We start from the raw sequence: 15,153 nt of genomic DNA on the forward strand, positions 1-15,153 counted from the left end.
CATGGACATCAACACGGGGTCCGCACCGGCCGCTTCCGGGATCGGACACATATACATTGACCTGCCGGGCGTGCGCCTGCACATTGCCGAGGCCGGGGCCGGAACGCCCCTGCTGCTGCTGCACGGGGTTCCGCAGGACGCCAGCGTCTTCAACGGCATGATCCCGGCGCTCGCCGAGGGGCACCGGGTGATCGCCTTGGACACGCGCGGCTTCGGGCAAAGCTCGATGCCCGCAACCGGATACGCGCTGGATACCCAGGTGGCCGACCTCGTGGGGCTGCTTGATGCCCTGGGCGTGGACAAGACCCGGATCCTCGCCCACGACCTGGGCGCCGTGTACGCCATGATGCTGTGCCTGGCTCACCCCGAGCGGGTGCACTCGCTGGTATCGCTGTCCATCCCGCACCTGTTCCTGCGCTTCAACCTGGCGTTCCTGCCCCTGTTCAAAAACGCATGGTTTGATCCGGTGCTCGCGATTCCCGGCATGGCAAGACTGCTCATGGGCAGCGGACGCCAGGTGCTTGCCAGATACATGTTTAATCACTTTGTGCACGACCCCGGCTGCTTGGACCCGGAACAGGTGGAAGCTTATCTCGCTCGATTGCGCGAACCAGGACGAGCGGCCGCCCTGGGGGCACTGTACCGCCAATGCGTGATGCCGACCTTCATCAAGCTGATGCGCGGGGGATACCTGGATCAGCGATTGACGGTACCGACGCTGCTGGCGGTCGGCGAGCATGACGAAGCGATGTCGGCGAGCCTGCTGGAAGGCTACGAGCCGTACGCCGATGCCCTCGAGCTGGTGCGGATCCCCGGGGCAGCACACTTTGTCGTCGACGAGCAGCCCGGAGCGGTGTTGGCAATGGCCCGGGAGTTCTTCGCCCGGCCCGGCCACTGACCACTGATACCGCGTGCCAGGGGGATCAAGGCCCGGGATGGCCCTTGCCCACCACGGAGGCACCAAAGACGCGCCTGGCGATCACGGCGTTCACCGGGGCCAGATTCATCAGGTGCAGCGACCACCGGCGCAGCAACAGCGCCCGGCGGCCGGAGGGCACAAAGAACCGGGCGTTGCGCCGTCCGGCTTCCTGCTGCTGCTCCACCAGGGGACGCCAGCTCGCCTCATAGCCGGCCAGGGCCGCGGGGATGTCGTTGCCGGATCCCAACGCATCGGCGAGCACCTTCGCCCCGGCAATGGCCAATGAGGCGCCCTGCCCGGCCAGCAGCGAGACGGCGAAGGCAGCGTCCCCCAGCAGCACGCATCGCCCGGCGCTCCAGGCCGGGACCACCGCCTGGGCGACGACATCCTCGAAGATCTCCGCCGGACGTTGGTCCAGCGCCCGGTCGACATCGCTCCCCAGGCCGCGGAACTTCGTGAACAGCTCCTCCCGGGTGTCCGGGGCCGGATCCGGATCGTGGCACTCGACCACCCCAAAGAAGGTCACGCGCCCGTCGGAGAGGGCATACAGCGTCGCCTGGCGGACCAGCGAATCGCTCAGCACCACCTCGCGCCCGAGGTTTGCGGCAAGCTCGGGATCATAAAAGACGTATCCGAAGACGTGCAATCCCAAATGCCGCAGCACCCTGGTCCCGGGAATGGCGGGCATGGCGCCGCGCACCGTGGAGTGGATGCCGTCGGCGCCGATGAGCAGGTCCGCCTCGAAGTCGCGGCCGTCGGCCACCACGGCGCGTGCGGGAACCCCTGGCCCGTCGGTGCCCGGGCACCGGCCCGGGTCCACGGACACGACCCTCGCACCCTGGACGATGCCCACCGAATCGCCGACCCATTCGCGCAATCCCGTTTCGATGTCGGGGCGAAGGATGGAGAAGAACTTCCCGTGGGCGGCGTTCAGGAATGATTCCATGGCGAACTTCGCCCTGGTTCGCCCGGTCTGGTCGACGTAGCGGGCCCGTGAATACATTTCTCCGTGGCGTTGCAGGTGCGCGATGGCGCCCAGGGACTCGGCCGCGGCAAAACCGGGACCGAAGAAATCGATCATGTAGCCGGTGGTGCGCGGTGCCGGTGCCTGCTCCAGCACCGTGGTCTCCCAGCCGTTTTGTGCCAGTGCCCCGGCGGCGGCCAGCCCGCCGATTCCCGCGCCGACGACCAATGCCCGCATGGTTCTTCACCCCATTCGATCCGCCGGGGCAATCGCTGCCCCTTTGCGGCCACGATACCGACGTTCCACGCCAACGGCGCCCCAGCGTTTCCACCGGAAATCTACCCGTGGGAAATTGAAGGCCTTCGCTTGAGGTGTTGTGCGGAGGCCAAGAGCCGGGATGACACCAAAGCCCTTGCCGAAGCTCCAGCCGGTTTCATCCCGTTGTCCGGGATGAAACGCGTTGGACACTTCGCACGGCTGTCGATGTGGTTGCACGGCGTCGCAAATTCGACAGGGCCATTGCCCTTGAGTGTCGACGGGTGGGCGACCACGGATGCTGGCATACTCGGTGGCCTACGACACGAAGCCGCGAAGGAGCCTGCCGAGCCGTGAACAGCATCAAGGAAGCAGCGGTCGTCCTGCGCCACCGGCAGTTTCGAAGCTTCTGGACCGGGCGGGTGGTTTCATCACTCGGATCGGCTGCGGCCCCGATCGCTGTCGCATTTGCCGCCCTTGAGGCGGGCGGGGGAGTCGAATGGCTGGGGTTCATCCTCGCCCTCAACATCGCCCCGCAGGTCCTCCTGCTGCTCGTGGGCGGAGTGCTGGGCGACAGGGTCCGGCGTGACCGTGTCATGGTTGTCGCCAACGCCGTCTCCGGGGTCGTGCAGGTGGCCATTGCGATCTTGATCCTGACGGGTGTGGCCGAACTGTGGATGCTGGCGGCTTCCGTCTTTTTGCTGGGCATTGCCTCGGCCTTCTTCCAGCCGGCCTCCCAGGGTTCCATCGTCCAGTTGGTTCCGGCGGAGCTTCGGGTGGCAGCGAACGCGGTGCTCCGCCTGCCGCTGAACATCGCCAAGGTGCTGGGCCCGGCACTTGGCGGACTGGCGGTGGCCCTGGTGGGCCCGGGCTGGGCGCTGGCGTTCAATGCCTCGACGTTCCTCGTGTCGGTGTTCTTTCTCGCGGCCATCCGCCTGCCGCAACCGATCAAGAGCAAGGCCTCTGCCATCTCTGCCTTCCGGACCGGTTGGAAGGAATTCAGGGCCCGGCGTTGGTACGTCATCATGGTGGCGCAGTCCGCCGCCACGGTGCTGATGTGGCTTGTGGGCTTCCAGCTCTTCGGACCCGTCATTTCCCACTCGTCGCTGGGCGGTGCCTTCGCCTGGGGCCTGATCAGCGGGGGATTCGCCTTCGGGCTGGTCGGAGGCTCGCTGGTCGCCGTCGCGGTCCGGCCGCAACGGGTGGGCGTCACCGTGTCTCTCTGCCTGGCGACCCAGGCGTTGCCGCTGGTTGCGCTGGGGTTCGTGGCACCGATCTGGGTGATCGTCGGTGCCGCCGCTCTGGCCGGCGTTGCCCTGGATATCTCGATCGTGTCTTGGTCCGCGTTTTTCCAGGAACAAATACCCGAAGGCTTGCAGTCCCGCTTGTCCTCGATCAGCACCTTCGGCCAGCTGCTGCCCGTTCCGATCGGGTACATCCTGTTCGGTGCGCTGAGCCGGAACCACGGCACCCCGGGCATCATGGGCCTGATGTCGACGGTCCTCGTTGTCGCGGCGTTGCTGCCGCTGCTTCTTCCCTCCATTCGCCATCTGAGGCTCGGACAAGTCGTCGACGGGGACAGTGCCACGATTCCGGGTGGGGCATCCAAAGTGGGCACGGGTGGCGATTCCCGCTGACGATCGGCATCCATGGGATGGTTACGCGGAACGGCCATGGGCTGCCGGAGAGACGATCCGCGGACCGGCAAGTGGTCACCAAGCCCTGATGCGTCACGACCACGATGCCGAACGACATCGGGATCGAATTCGGGTGACACATGTTTCCTGCGAATGCCCGTGCCGCCACGAACTGGATACGGGCGGACCGGGCGCGTCTACAAGCACGACGTGGTTGAGTGGTGGGATGCCCACGAACATCGAAATCAAGGCACGTGTGGACGACCTGCAAGCGTTGTTTCTGCGGGTGGCCGCCTTGGCGGACTCCGGCCCGACACGCGTTGATCAGGACGACACCTTCTTCTCATGCCCGAACGGCAGGCTCAAGCTTCGAGTTCTCACGGACGGCAGCGGTGTGCTGATCTTCTATCGCCGGGATGACGCGCTCGGTCCAAAACCCTCGTTTTATGTCCACTCCAAAACCTCGGACCCGGACGGGCTGCGAGCCGTCCTGGCCACCTCTTTCGGAGAAGTCGGGCGAGTCCGCAAGCAACGGGTTGTCTTCCATGCCGCCCAGGCCAAGATCCACCTTGACACCGTCGACGGCTTGGGAGAATTCCTGGAACTTGAAATCGCCGTGGACGGCATCCTCACTCCCGAGGCCGCGCAAGCCGAGGCCCACCGACTGCTCCGCGCACTCGGAATTGAGGACAACGCGCTGGTGAAGGGCGCATATCTGGATCTCCTCGAAACCGAGCGCGTCCAACGGGGCCGGTAGGGGTATTTCTTGCGCTCCCGCAACCGCGGTGCAGCCGATTCAGCACGCCAGATGCGGTCGCCCCGGGGGAATGACGGCGTTCCTGCGGGCGTCTGTTCAGGGACCCCCACGTTTCCCGGATCGACAGAGGCACCCTGCTATCCTTGGGAACATGCGTAGCCCACAGCGATTTATCGGCCCCCGACCGTTTACCGGTCGCGAGGGCTTCTTGGCGCGCGCCTAGGTCCTGGCGGTGGAGCGGATCGGGGGATTGCCCACCGATCCATTCCCATCCGAGGACCCCTGATGACTAAGTATCTCTCCCCGAACGAACTCCATGAGGCGCTGACATTGCGCGACCTCTCCGATCCCGAACACGGGCCCCACGCCATGCAAGAGCTGCTGGGCCACGTGGAAAAAGCCCTCACCCGATCGTGGGGCGTTGATGCACGAACGCTGCGAAACAGCCCGCTGGTCTCGGTGGCCGACAACTACGACAAGCTCGGCTTCTCCGCATCGACGGTGACCCGCGACCAACGGTATTCGCGCTACGCGAGTCCCACGGTGATGCTTCGAAGCCACACCTCGGCCTCCGTCCCGGCCCTGCTCAGGAACCTGTCGCCAAACAAATACATGGATGAGCTGGTGGTGATGCCGGGGCTGGTCTACCGCCGGGACGCCATTGACCGGACGCACGTCGGTGCACCCCACCAGGTTGATCTCTGGCGGATCGCATCCACCCCCACGCTGGCGCCGCGCGACCTGGAATCCATGGTGGCCGAGCTTGTCGATGCCGTCCTGCCCGGCGCCCAATGGCGAACGGTTCCGGCCGTGCATCCATACACGAGACACGGGATGCAGGTGGACGTGCTGGTGGGGAACGGCTGGCTGGAACTGGCCGAGTGCGGCATGATGGCGCCCGGGCTCTTCGCCGATGCGGGACTCGACCCGGAGCAGTGGTCGGGACTGGCCCTGGGCATGGGCCTGGACCGCGCCCTGATGCTGCGCAAGGGAATCCCCGACATCCGCCTCCTGCGCGCCGGAAACGAACGCATCGCATCCCAGATGCTCGACCTGGAGCCGTGGCAGCACGTCTCCCTGCTTCCTGCCACGCGCAGGGACATCTCGATCGTCGTGCCCGAAGCATTCGACGACGAGATCCTGGGGGACGAAGTCCGCCAAGCCCTGGGAACGCGCATGGACGACCTCGAATCCGTCGAGCTCCTGGACCTGACTCCCTTCACGGAGCTGCCCGCCGCGGCACGGGACCGGCTGCGGATCGAGCCAGGACAGGCCAACGCCCTGATCCGCCTGGTGTTGCGGCCCATCGAGCGAACACTGACGGCGCCGGAAGCCAACCTCATTCGCGACGACATCTACAGGGCGCTGCACCAGGGCCCGGTCATGGAACTCATCGCCGGTTGACCCTGCGCGGGCGCGGGCAGCCGCAACACCAAGCCGGCCGCGCCCCCGGCAAGGTTCGGCAAGCCGGATGGCCACGGGCGTTGCCGGAGCGACCGCGACCCGAGTGATGGACGCCCGACCGACCAGGTTGCATGATGGAAAGACCTCGAGAACTGGAGAAGCGCATGAACGTCATCCGAATAACGATCGACCTCACCGTGGAAGACATCGAGGCGGCGAAAGCCTTCTATTCCGACTACCTGGGGCTGGACGGGCAGGACATGGGACTGGACTGGGTCACCCGTTTCGTGGTGCCCGGATCCGGGGAGCACCTCCAGCTGGTCTCGCGGGACGCGACGGCACCCGAGAACCCAAGGCTCACGGTCAAGGTCGACGACGTCGACGGAGCCTACGCCGAGGCCATCCGCCGTGGCTACGAGGTTGTCCACCCCCTGACCACGGAGCCCTGGGGCATCCGCCGGTTTTTCGTCCGGGCACCCGACGGGACGGTGCTCAACATCGCCCAACACAGCGACACCTAGCCTCATCCACCGACGATGCGGACACCGGCTTCCAAAATGCCCGCCAATCTGCGAATCCCAGGTTGGGAACGGAACCGGTGAATTGATTCAAGTGCGCTGGCAAGAAAGGGCGTGGGCGCTGCACTGCGATTGAACCAGGACCAGCATGTCGGGATGGCCCGCGTTTGCACCGGCTGCAACGAACGGCCAACATCGGGGGTGTGGCGACTCGAAGCAGGCGGTCCGGGGGCGGAGATCACTCGGTGGACTCGCCGGCCGCATCCAATGCAGGACGGCCAAGCCAGCAGGATTCAAGAAGCGCACGCCGTTGGATCCACCTAGAGTAAATGGCGTAACGCAGACGATCGAGAGGAACCAGCCATGAGCACGACCTTCAGCAAAGAGGAAAAGGCAGCGATGCGGGCTGCCGCAGCCGAGGCCAAGGCCTCAAAGGCCGCGGCCGACCTGGAAGCGGCATGCCTTGCCGCCATCAGGGAGATGACCGGCACGGACAAGGAGCTGGCCGAGACCCTGCACGAGCTGGTCAAGAAGCACACGTCCCTGGGGGCGAAGACCTGGTACGGCATGCCCGCCTACACCAACGCGGAGGGCAAGGTGGTGGTGTTCTTCCAGAGCGCCGCCAAGTTCAAGGTGCGCTATGCGACGATCGGGTTCCAGCCGGACGCGAACCTCGACGACGGCAATTTCTGGCCAAGCTCCTACGCCGTGACCAAGCTGACCGCCGACGACAAGAAGCAATTGGTTCAGCTGCTGAAGAAGGCCGTCAGCCAGGCATAGCCCCCATGGGCTGCCGCCGGCCCGCCGCAGCGCAACAACCGCGGGCCGGCATGCCTGCTAGCTGCCCGGGAAGATGGTGCCCAGGGCCGAGAGCACGCCGAAGGCCTTGGTGCGGACCTCGTCCCATTCCTCCTCGGGGGAGGAATCCGCGGTGATTGCCCCGCCCACGCCCAGGGACAGGTCCCAGGACCCGGGGCCGGCCCCGGGCGTCCGGCTCATCACCAGGGTGCGGATCACCACCGACAGGTCCGCGGATCCGGTGGCGGAGAAATATCCGACGGCCCCGGAATACAGGCCGCGGGCCGCCCCGTCCTCCAGGGAATCAAGGATCGCCATGGTGGAGACCTTTGGCGCCCCGGTCATCGAACCGGCGGGGAACGCCGCGGCGATGGCCTCGGCGCGCGGGGCGCCCGGGCGCAGCTTCGCATCGATGGTGGAGACCATCTGGTGCACCGTGGCATAGCTTTCAATGGCACAGAGCCGCGGCACCGACAAGGTTCCGGGCACCGCGAAGTGCGAGAGGTCGTTGCGCAGCAAATCCACGATCATGATGTTCTCGGCACGGTCCTTGGGCGAGGATGCCAGGTCCCGGTGAAGCCGTTGGTCGGCTTCCGGTGTTTGACCGCGCGGCCGGGTGCCCTTGATGGGCTCGGCCCGCATCCAGCCGTTGGCGCCGATGGACATGAACCGCTCGGGGGAGGTGCTGGCCGCCGCCATGTTCCCGAAGCGCAGGTAGTGGGCGAAGGGCGCGGGATTGGCCGCGCGTAGTCGCAGGTAGTTTTCCCACGGGTCGCACGGTACACCCGGGGCGGCCAACGCGGTGGTCAGGCAGACCTCGTAGCTGTTGCCCTGGCGGATCTGCTCCTGGGCCGCACGGACCTTGGCCAGGTAGCCGTCGCGCTCGTCGCGCACCGTGAACCCGGGTGCCGGCTCCAGGGCCGCGGGAACCGCCGGTGCCTCCACGGCTGCGGGCAGCACCTTGCTGACCCGGGCATGGAATCCGGCCGCGTCGCTGGTGGCCAGCAGGTGCACGGTGGAGGTGTGGTGGTCAACGACCACGACCTGGGAGGGCCTGACCAGGGCCGCGTCGGCCGGCCCGCCGGGAACCTGTGCCGCAGCCACGTTGTCGCTGCCGCCGGTCTCCCGCTTGAGCTCGTAGCCCAGGTAACCGAGCCAGCCGGGAAGGAAGGGCAGGCCGGTCTGGTCCGGCTGGAAGCTTCCGGCTTCCCAGACGCGGGAGAGCCAATCGAAGAAGCCGCCGGCGAGCCGTGCGGTGGCGGTTCCCTCGGTGAGGATCCCGACCCCGCCGCGTTGTTCGTAGATGGCGCACTCATCGGTGTTGGCCGCGGCCATGATGGAATAGCGGTTGCGTTGGCGCGGGTCCATGAAGCCGAGGTTGCTTGATTCGAGCAGCACGGCATGTTCGGCCCCGGAATAGAGCGCGGCGAAGAGCGCGGCGGCATCCGGTGCGGCATCCAGGGCCAGGTGGACCGGTTCCAGCGCGGCGGACTCGGCGCGCTCGGGCGCGAGCACGCGGTGGCAGGCCGGCAATGCCCGCAGCGCCCGCAACACGTGCCCCGGGGCACTGCCGTCGGCCCGGTTCTCCACGGTGACATCGGCGTGGTCCTGCACCGAATCGGCGGCCAGGTAGGCGTCCTCCTGGGCGGCCCATGCGTCCCAGTGCGCGGCGAAGACCTCCCCGTCGCGTTCCAGGGCACGGGTCTTGCGCATGTCGTCGGGCACCTGGACCCAGAGGAGGGCATCGAGCAGCGGGCGGGCTGCTGCACAGCCGGCCCCGACACCCTCGATGATGATGACCGGGGCCGGATCCAGCGCTGTCCGGGTGCCGGGGGCGCCCGAGCCCCAATCCCAGGTGTCCCAGCCGGCGGCGCGGCCCTGGGCCAGCGGGGTCAGGACCTGCTCGACGTAGGCTGCGGTGCCGGCGGCCAAGCCGTCCCATCCGGGGTAGATGTCCTCGAGGTGGAAGACGGAGACCTCGCGGTGGCGGCGCAGGACGGTGGCCAGTTCCGCGGCAAGGGTGCTCTTCCCGGCGCCGGAGCGGCCGTCGATGCCAAGGACCAGGACGGGGCTAGTTGCCACGTTGGGGCATGATGTGGGCGCGCACGTAGTCGAGCACTCCCGGGATGGCGGCGTTGACCATTTGCCAGCACAGGCGGAAATCCGCCGAGTCGCCGAACCATGGATCGTAGATGCCCTGGTCCTCGAGCGGGGTCGCGGACAGGGCGGTGTCGAAGGAGCGCATCATGCGCAGTTCAGGTCGCGGGGCCGAGGCATCGGCGGGCAGCAGCTTCGCCAGCGCCGCGTAGTGGTCCTGGTCCATGGCCAGCAGCAGGTCCATCCCGGGCAACGAATCGGGGTCAAGGACGCGGGCGACGTGTTCCCCGGCATCGATGCCGTGGGACTGCAGGACGGCCGCGGCCCGCGGGTCGATGCCGTGGCCGGCCTCGCCGTCGCGGGTGCCGGCGGACTCCACCGAGACGTCGGTGATCCCGGCATCGTTGAGTGCCGTGCGAAGCATGTACTCGGCCATGGGGGAGCGGCAGATGTTGCCCGTGCACACTGTCATTATCCGAAACATGGTTTTAGTCTATGGCCCTTACGCACCTAGTGACAGGCCCAAACACGCTTCCGCCCGATGGTTATCGGATTGTGCCCTTCCCCGTGCCTGCCGACCGGGGTGCGCTGCGAGGGGTCAGTGGATGAAGACCAGCAGGGCGGCGACGAAAATGAACAGGGTGCCGAAGGTCAGGTTCAGGATCTTTTGCCCGCGCTCGGTGGCGGTGAAGCGGCTGAAGCTCTTGGCCGAGGCGGCGAAGAAAAGCCACATCACCACGATGTCCACGGCCACGATGGTGCCGATGAAGACCAGGTACTGGGGCAGTGCCGGGGCATCGAGGCGGATGAACTGCGGGGTGAAGGCCAGGAAGAACACGATGGCCTTGGGGTTGAGCAGGTTGACCCACAGCCCGCGGCGGAACATCGAAAGGGAAGATTCGCGCCCGCGCAGGTCGATTTCCTCGCTTCCCTGCGGCTTGGCCAGGATCAGCCGCACGCCCAGGTACACCAGGTAGGCGGCGCCGGCGTAGCGGATGCCGGTGAAAAACAGCGGGGAACGGGACACCAGCAGCCCCACGCCGGCGGCCACCACGATCACATGGATGAGCAGGGCTGCCTGCTGGCCCAGGATGCCCCACATGGAGCGGCGGAAGCCGGAGTTCAGCGAATTGGTCATGGTGTTGATGGCCCCGGCGCCGGGGGTGAAGCTGATCAACGTGGAAGCGCCTAGCAGCGAGAGCCAAAGGGAAAGAGTCACCGGACAAGTTTAGGGGAGCACGGGCCCGCTCCCGTACCCGCCCGGCCCGGGAGTCCGGCAGGTGGGACGGCCGGCGAACGCTACTCCCAGGCCGGCACCCGGTGCGAGGAGGCGACCTGCGCATACCAGCGGGCCGAGGCCTTGGGGATGCGGGCCTGGGTGTCGTAGTCGACCCGCACGATCCCGAAGCGCTTGTCGTAGCCGAAGGCCCACTCGAAGTTGTCCAGCAGCGACCACACCAGGTACCCGCGCACCTCGGCCCCGCGTTCCATGGCCCGGTGCACGGCCCGCAGGTGCGCATCGATGAACGCCAGCCGCCCGGCACTGTCATCGACGAACCCGCTCTCATCGGGTTCGTCGTCGTAGGCGGCGCCGTTCTCGGTGATGACCATGGGGATCCCGGCAGGCCCGGTGTATTGATCCTGCAGGCGCAGCAGCAACCGTTCGAGCCCCTCGGGTTGGACCTCCCAGCCCATGGCGGTGCGCGGCAGTGGCCGGTCGATGTTTTGCACCCGCTCGCTGCCCACCGCTGGGCTCCGGCGCGGGAGCCCGCGCCCGGAGGCGAACACCAGCGACTGCTCGGAGCCCTGCGGGTCCTGGCCAGCGGCAACCAGCACCCCGTTGTAGTAGTTCACGCCCAGCACGTCGATGGGTGCGGCAATGGTTTCCAGGTCGTTGTCCCTGATATGTCCTGCCAAGCCGGCCTCGGCCATGTCCCCAAGCACGTCTTCGGGGTACTGGCCGCGGAAGATGGGGTCCAGGAAGACCCTGTTGAAGGAGCCGTCGATGCGCCGGGCTGCATCCACGTCCCCGGGGTTTGCCGGGTCTGCGGGGTCGGCGACGGTGAAATTCAGCGTGATGCCCAGCCGGTGCTCCCTGCCCGCGGACTCCCGCATCGCTTCGGTGGCCAGCCCGTGGCCCAGCAGCAGGTGGTGCGCCGCGGCCACCGCCTCGGCTGGATCCGTGTGCCCGGGAGCATGCTCGCCGCCGGCATGGGAGAGGAAGGACGAGCACCACGGTTCGTTCAGCGTGGTCCAATCCACGACCCGGTCCTTGAGGTGTTCGAACACCTCCAGGGCGTAGTCGGCAAAGCGGTAGGCGGTGTCGCGGTTGGCCCAGCCGCCGCGTTCGCCCAGGGCCTGCGGCAAGTCCCAGTGGTAGAGGGTGAGCCACGGGGAGATCCCGTTTTCCAGCAGCTCGTCGACCAGCCGTGAGTAGAAATCCAGGCCCTTGGGATTCAGCTCCCTGTCACCGGGCTTGATGCGCGCCCAGGAGGTGGAGAAACGGTAGGTGTCCAGGCCCAGCTCGGCCATCAGCGCCACGTCCTGCGGCATCCGGTGGTAGTGGTCGGCGGCAACCGATCCGTCGTGGCCGGAAAACACCGCGCCGTCGACCCGGCAAAACGCATCCCAGATGGAATCCTCCCGGCCGTCCTCGTGGCTTGCGCCCTCGATCTGGAAGGCGGCGGTTGCCGACCCGAAGTGGAATCCGGGGGGAAATTCCAGGGTGCTCGTGGAATCGAATCCGGCGGCAAGGGGATTGGGCGTGCCCGTGGTGGGTAGTTCGGTCATGGCGGGGACTGGTCCTCAACGATCATGAACGCACCAGCGTTCGGCCGACGGTTGCCACGAGCCTAGTGCGAATCCCCGCTGCGGGCCAGGTCCGGCCGGGAAGGCCGGGGCAGGAGCCCTTCGAAGGGGCCCGGTCCGTGGCGCGCCCGCCGGGAAGAGGCCAGGCCAGCGGTGGCGGCTACGTGTGTTCCGCGTCGTGCCTGGCCTTGTCCACGCCGGCCGTTGCGTCGGCCATGAAGCGGGACACCAGCTTCACTTCCTGATCGGTGTAGGTGGAAATGACCTCCATCATGCTCGCCGCCAGGGGTGCGAACATGGCGCGCCCGTCGGCCTGCGCCTTGGGGGTGAGCTTGATGCGGACCACACGGCGGTCCTTGTCGACGCGCAGGCGCTCGATGTGGCCGATGCGCTCGAGACGGTCCAGCATCGCGCTGGTGGCCGGTGAACTGAGTTGCAAGGTCCGCGAGAGCTCCCCCGGGGTCGGCGGGGTCCCCGCGCGTTCGAACCGCATGATGACGGCCAGCGCATTCATGTCCGTGCGGTGGGTCTTGTGCCGGGTGCCGGTGGATTCGACGTAGCGGTCCGATGCCTGCCCGAACTGCTGAAGCAGCAGGACGAGTTCGAAGGCGGCGGCGGGATCCATGGTGACCATTCTATGCCGCGGCTTGAAATAGTTCCATGATGGAAATACTCTTTGATGGAGGCATAGCGGAATGCGGGCCCAAGGTCGCCCGCACAACGAGGGGTTGGATCGTGGGCAATCAGATATTGGACGCCGGGGCGGGCACCGGCAGGCTGGGAAATAAGCACCGGCCGGGCACGGGCAAGGCCGTCTTCCGCGCGGTGCTGGCCGTGGCGTTGGTGGCCATCTGGCTGGGGGTGGCAGGGGTCGGCGGACCCACCTTCGGGAAACTCGGCGACGTTCAAACCAATGACCAGGCAGCCTTCCTGCCTGCCACCGCCGAGGCGACCCGGGCCCTGGAATGGCAGGCGAAATTCCGTACCTCTGACGCCATTCCGGCGGTCGTGGTGATCGCCGGAGAATCGGTCCTTGACCAAGCGGCAATCAAGGACGTGGTGGCATCGCTCAAGGACCTGAAGGGCCTTGACGGCGACATCGTCGGGCCCTTCGCCTCCGAAGACGGACTTGCCGCGCAGCTGCTCGTCCCGCTGGACGGCAACGTGGAAGTCGACGAAGCCGTCGACTCCCTGCGGGCGGAACTCGCCGATCGGATCCCCGAGGGGACCCGCGCCTACGTCACCGGCCCCGCCGGTTTCAGCGCCGATCTGGTCGAGGCCTTCGGCGGCATCGACGGTGTGCTGCTGGGCGTGGCACTCGGTGCCGTCTTCCTGATCCTGCTGCTGGTCTATCGCTCCGTCCTGTTGCCGGTCACCGTGCTGTTCACCTCGGTCGCAGCTCTCTGCGCGGCCATCCTGGCCGTGTACTTCATGGCCCAGGAGGGCTGGATCCGGCTCGACGGGCAAAGCCAGGGAATCCTCTCGATCCTTGTCATCGGCGCGGCAACCGACTACTCGCTGCTGCTGGTCGCCAGGCACAAGGAGGCGCTCGCCGGAGGGCAAGGCCGCTGGGAGGCCGCGGCCACCGCATGGAAGCGGTCCGTGGAGCCCATCCTGGCCTCCGGCGGCACCGTGACCGCGGGCCTGCTGTGCCTGCTCTTCTCGGACCTGAACTCCAACAAGGCGCTGGGGCCCATCGGAGCCAGCGGCATCATCTTCTCCATCTTCGCAGCCCTGACGTTTCTGCCCGCCGCACTGGCGCTGCTGGGAAGGGCTGCCTACTGGCCGTTCCCGCCGAAACCGCAGGCCCCGCTTGGGCCCGAGGAGCTTCCCGCGGGATTGTGGGGTCGCGTCGCGGGATTCGTTGGACGCCATCCTCGTTCGATTTGGGTGCTCACCGCGCTGGTGCTGGCTGCCGGGGCCCTGGGCATGACGCAGCTCAAGGCCTCCGGTGTGCCGCAAAGCGAACTGGTCCTGGGCCAGACCGACTCCCGGGACGGGCAGATCGCGCTCGGCGAGCATTTCCCCGGCGGAACCGGCAGCCCGCTGTTCGCCATCGTCGATGAAGCACGGGCAGCCGACCTGGTGCCCCTGGTCGAGGACGTCAACGGGGTGGCTTCGGCCTACCTCCAGGCCGCGGACGGGGGACCGGCGCTGGCCCGGGCAGGAGGCGAACCTCAGGTCGTCGAGGGACGATCCCTGCTGTCCATCACGCTTGGTGACGCCGCCGACTCGGACGCCGCCAAGTCGACGCTGCTCGACCTGCGGAGGCTTCTCCACCACGAAGACCCCGGGTCGCTGGTGGGTGGAACCACCGCCACGCTCAGAGACACGGCGACCACCGCCCAGACGGACCTGGTCAAGATCATTCCGCTGGTGCTGGGTGCCATCCTGGTCATCCTGATGTTGCTGCTGCGCTCGATCCTCGCACCGGTGCTCCTGGTGGCGACCACCCTGCTTTCCTACGGGACGGCGATGGGGGTTTCGGCCTGGGTCTTCAACGGCATCTTCAACTTCGTCGGGGCCGACCCGTCCGTTCCGCTCTTCGGGTTCGTGTTCCTGGTGGCGTTGGGCGTGGACTACAACATCTTCCTGATGACCCGGGTCAGGGAGGAATCCCTGGAGCACGGCACGCGTGCGGGCGTCCTGCGGGGCCTGGCCGTCACCGGTGGCGTCATCACCTCCGCGGGCGTGGTGCTGGCGGCCACATTTGCCGCGCTGGGCATCATCCCCATCATGTTCCTTCTGCAGCTCGGATTCATCGTCGCCTTCGGCGTGCTGCTTGACACCCTGGTGGTCAGGTCGCTGCTGGTGCCGGCCCTGATCCATGATCTCGGCGGGAAAGTTTGGTGGCCGAGCAAGCTCGGACGCGCAAGGTAACGGATCTCTCGTTCGGTGACGCCCCGGGTGCTGATAAGCTGGGTACTTGTAGATCGGTAAGGTGCGAGCACTCTGCTTGCAGTCCGAGGGTCTATGCGTCGACAGATTAGATTTCC

At 67.0% G+C, this 15,153-nt stretch carries 13 protein-coding genes; 7 read left to right on the forward strand and 6 right to left on the reverse strand.

The window, feature by feature from the left end; genetic code table 11:
* Window position 1 precedes the first annotated feature (1 nt).
* Window positions 2-898, forward strand: coding sequence for an alpha/beta fold hydrolase (locus tag JOF46_RS08100; RefSeq protein WP_209906856.1), 897 nt, complete (start codon window positions 2-4; stop codon window positions 896-898).
* A 25-nt stretch (window positions 899-923) separates the two neighbouring features.
* On the opposite strand, the gene JOF46_RS08105 is transcribed toward JOF46_RS08100, so the two are convergent.
* Window positions 924-2,120, reverse strand: a complete 1,197-nt coding sequence (locus JOF46_RS08105; protein ID WP_209906857.1) for an FAD-dependent monooxygenase — start codon at window positions 2,118-2,120, stop codon at window positions 924-926.
* A gap of 371 nt (window positions 2,121-2,491) precedes the next feature.
* Between JOF46_RS08105 and JOF46_RS08110 the strand changes: the two genes are divergently transcribed.
* From JOF46_RS08110 to JOF46_RS08130, 5 genes are all read left to right on the forward strand, one after another.
* Window positions 2,492-3,775 (forward strand): MFS transporter, encoded by a 1,284-nt coding sequence (locus tag JOF46_RS08110; RefSeq protein ID WP_209906858.1) that lies wholly within the window; start codon window positions 2,492-2,494, stop codon window positions 3,773-3,775.
* Window positions 3,776-4,001: 226 nt separating this feature from the next.
* A complete protein-coding gene (locus JOF46_RS08115; RefSeq protein WP_209906859.1) occupies window positions 4,002-4,532 on the forward strand; it encodes a class IV adenylate cyclase in 531 nt (176 codons plus the stop codon).
* Window positions 4,533-4,817: 285 nt separating this feature from the next.
* On the forward strand, window positions 4,818-5,936 hold the full coding sequence (gene srmL, locus JOF46_RS08120; protein ID WP_209906860.1) for a PheS-related mystery ligase SrmL: 1,119 nt from the start codon (window positions 4,818-4,820) through the stop codon (window positions 5,934-5,936).
* Window positions 5,937-6,070: 134 nt separating this feature from the next.
* Window positions 6,071-6,457 (forward strand): VOC family protein, encoded by a 387-nt coding sequence (locus JOF46_RS08125; protein WP_245348052.1) that lies wholly within the window; start codon window positions 6,071-6,073, stop codon window positions 6,455-6,457.
* 360 nt (window positions 6,458-6,817) lie between these two features.
* A complete protein-coding gene (locus JOF46_RS08130) occupies window positions 6,818-7,234 on the forward strand; it encodes a hypothetical protein (RefSeq protein ID WP_209906861.1) in 417 nt (138 codons plus the stop codon).
* Between the two features lie 57 nt (window positions 7,235-7,291).
* On the opposite strand, the gene JOF46_RS08135 is transcribed toward JOF46_RS08130, so the two are convergent.
* The 5 genes from JOF46_RS08135 to JOF46_RS08155 all read right to left on the reverse strand — a co-directional run bounded on the left by JOF46_RS08135 (window position 7,292) and on the right by JOF46_RS08155 (window position 12,782).
* On the reverse strand, window positions 7,292-9,334 hold the full coding sequence (locus JOF46_RS08135) for a chorismate-binding protein (protein WP_209906862.1): 2,043 nt from the start codon (window positions 9,332-9,334) through the stop codon (window positions 7,292-7,294).
* Window positions 9,324-9,833, reverse strand: coding sequence for a low molecular weight protein-tyrosine-phosphatase (locus tag JOF46_RS08140; RefSeq protein ID WP_209906863.1), 510 nt, complete (start codon window positions 9,831-9,833; stop codon window positions 9,324-9,326). The genes JOF46_RS08135 and JOF46_RS08140 overlap by 11 nt, the downstream gene beginning before the upstream one ends.
* 114 nt (window positions 9,834-9,947) lie before the next feature.
* Window positions 9,948-10,568, reverse strand: a complete 621-nt coding sequence (locus tag JOF46_RS08145) for a LysE family transporter (protein WP_209906864.1) — start codon at window positions 10,566-10,568, stop codon at window positions 9,948-9,950.
* 80 nt (window positions 10,569-10,648) lie between these two features.
* Complete coding sequence (locus tag JOF46_RS08150) at window positions 10,649-12,139, reverse strand: glycoside hydrolase family 1 protein (protein WP_209906865.1); 1,491 nt, start codon at window positions 12,137-12,139, stop codon at window positions 10,649-10,651.
* A gap of 178 nt (window positions 12,140-12,317) precedes the next feature.
* Window positions 12,318-12,782, reverse strand: coding sequence for a MarR family winged helix-turn-helix transcriptional regulator (locus JOF46_RS08155; protein ID WP_209906866.1), 465 nt, complete (start codon window positions 12,780-12,782; stop codon window positions 12,318-12,320).
* 152 nt (window positions 12,783-12,934) lie between these two features.
* Between JOF46_RS08155 and JOF46_RS08160 the strand changes: the two genes are divergently transcribed.
* Window positions 12,935-15,037, forward strand: coding sequence for an MMPL family transporter (locus JOF46_RS08160; protein ID WP_425355080.1), 2,103 nt, complete (start codon window positions 12,935-12,937; stop codon window positions 15,035-15,037).
* Window positions 15,038-15,153: the final 116 nt, after the last annotated feature.

The organism is Paeniglutamicibacter psychrophenolicus (assembly GCF_017876575.1).
Lineage (GTDB): Bacteria > Actinomycetota > Actinomycetes > Actinomycetales > Micrococcaceae > Paeniglutamicibacter > Paeniglutamicibacter psychrophenolicus.